This is a genomic window from Pseudoflavonifractor phocaeensis, from assembly GCF_016901955.1.
GTDB classification, from domain to species: Bacteria; Bacillota; Clostridia; order Oscillospirales; family Oscillospiraceae; genus Flavonifractor; species Flavonifractor phocaeensis_A.
Map to the genome: position 1 here is coordinate 1 of NZ_JACJLC010000167.1, position 2,152 is coordinate 2,152.

The following is a 2,152-nucleotide window of genomic DNA, read 5'->3' on the forward strand; positions in this document are numbered from 1 at the left end:
CTCCGGCCGGAATCCTTCAGACGGAAAACACGGGGACAGTTTTTGAAATAACAATGTATATAAGGAGATGTTCTTATGCAAACAACAAAAACCATTACCAAACGCATATGGGGCGTGCTGCTTGCCCTGTGTATGCTGCTGAGCCTGACGCCCATGGCGGCGTTTGCGGCGGAGGATCCCGGCGCTGTCTTTGACTATCGCTTTGTCACCGAGGACACCATTGAAATCATGGGCTATAACGGCACGGAAACCGACCTGGTGATCCCCTCGCAAATCAACGGCTACACCGTGGTGGGTATCTTTGATCTTGATATTGACGAATGTGACGTTGAGACCCTCACGGTGCCCGATACGGTGAAGTACATCGGAAGACGGTATGACGGCAACAGCCTGGACGAGGCATTAAACAGCCTGCAGTCTGATCTCCAAATCCCCACTCTGCAAAAAGTTATCCTGCCAGAAGGATTGGAATCCATAGGGAAGGGCGCGTTTTCAGGGTGTAACTTGCAGGAGGTCAATCTCCCTTCCACCTTAAAATATATCGGGACGTCGGCATTTGAGGGCTGCTACATAGACAATTTCACCATCCCCGCCGGTGTGGAATATATCGGCGTCAATGCGTTCAATGATACCGGGATGGAGGATCGTAAATCAAACGAGGCAAGACGGAACGGCGGAGACCCCTTTATTGTCATTGGCGGAGAATTGGTGGAGTATACAGGTGACGACACGGTGGTCACCGTGCCGGACGGCGTCAGGAGTATCGCAAGCGGCGCTTTCTCCTACTATGGCGGCGATATCACATCTATCACGCTGCCGGACAGCGTAGAGATTATTGCAGAAGACGCTTTTTCTAACCTGTTGGCCTTGACTACGGTAAACTTTGGCAGCGGCTTAAAAGAGATTGGACATAGCGCCTTTTGGCATTGCGATAGTTTGAACAACGTTGTCCTGCCGGAGGGGCTGAAAAAGATTGAAAAACTTGCATTTGCCCACTGCGCCTCACTGACCAATGTTACCCTCCCCAGCACACTGGAAGTGCTCTATGCAGCCGACGACAGTTCACGCACGGGAAGTTTTCAGAATACCCCGTATTGGGAGAACCTGCCGAGCGGCGAGAACTATCTTGGCGGCGTGTTTTACTTTAACAGCGAAGGGGTTGAAAGAGACCCCTGGTCGACAACTCCGCTCCATGTCGACGTCCGTCCCGGCACGCTTGGATTGGCGGGTGATGTGAGCTGGGCGCAAAGTTTTTCCACCTTCTCCCTTCCGGACGGACTGCGTTATATCGGACCGGAATCAATTCCGGGCGAGATGTACGACCCCGAAATGACTGACTTCAGACTTCCGGAGAGTGTCACCTATATCGACCACGAGGCCTATGTTCCCACAAGCGCACTGCTTGACTTGCCGGACGCCCTGGCCTTTATCGGCGACTATGCATTTTCCGGCAGCGGCCAGGTTGATCTCACCTATCTGGAAATCCCCAACGGTGTGAAGTATATTGGATGGCGGGCTTTCTCGGGCGTCCATATGAGCTACCAGGTAGAGGCAAGCGATGGGGAGAATACATGGCGGGAAGATCGTTATTGGACGACAAAAATGGACGTCCGCCTGCCGGACAGCTTGGAATATATGGGCTGGGAGGCGTTTGCGGGTAACAACATCGGCCAGATCACCAACTGGCCCGCCGCCCTCACCACATGGGAGGACTTTTTGGCGAGATGCCCGATGGATGTGCTGACCCTGCCGGATACCATCCTCAATGTTAATGGCCTTTCTGCTGAAAGCGCTATCGTAAATCTGAATAAGGCGAAGGTCATAGACGGCTTTGGCGGCTACAGGACTGTTGTAATATACGCTTCCGACACCATCCAGCCGGGCAGCGGAACCATCCTGATGCCCAACATGGAACGGGTATACCCGAATACCCGTGTCGGCGGCGATGGCGCAGGTGTGGTGGCCATACCCAATATGGATGTTTACGTCCCCTTCAACGGCGTTGATGAAGGCTTTGACGAACATTTGAATGTTGTCATCTTCGAGCCGTCCATGCTGGAAGGCCTGCCGTCTGCGCCGCCGAGCGCCGCGCCAATGGTCGGCTCCTTTACCGATGTGCGGACAAACAACTGGTTTGCAGGCGCGGTGGAGT

General features: G+C 53.7%; 1 protein-coding gene. It reads left to right on the forward strand.

Annotated elements, in window-relative coordinates:
• Window positions 1–75 precede the first annotated feature (75 nt).
• A partial coding sequence (locus H6B51_RS16830; RefSeq protein WP_204884752.1) for a leucine-rich repeat domain-containing protein occupies window positions 76–2,152 on the forward strand: 2,077 nt, incomplete at its 3' end.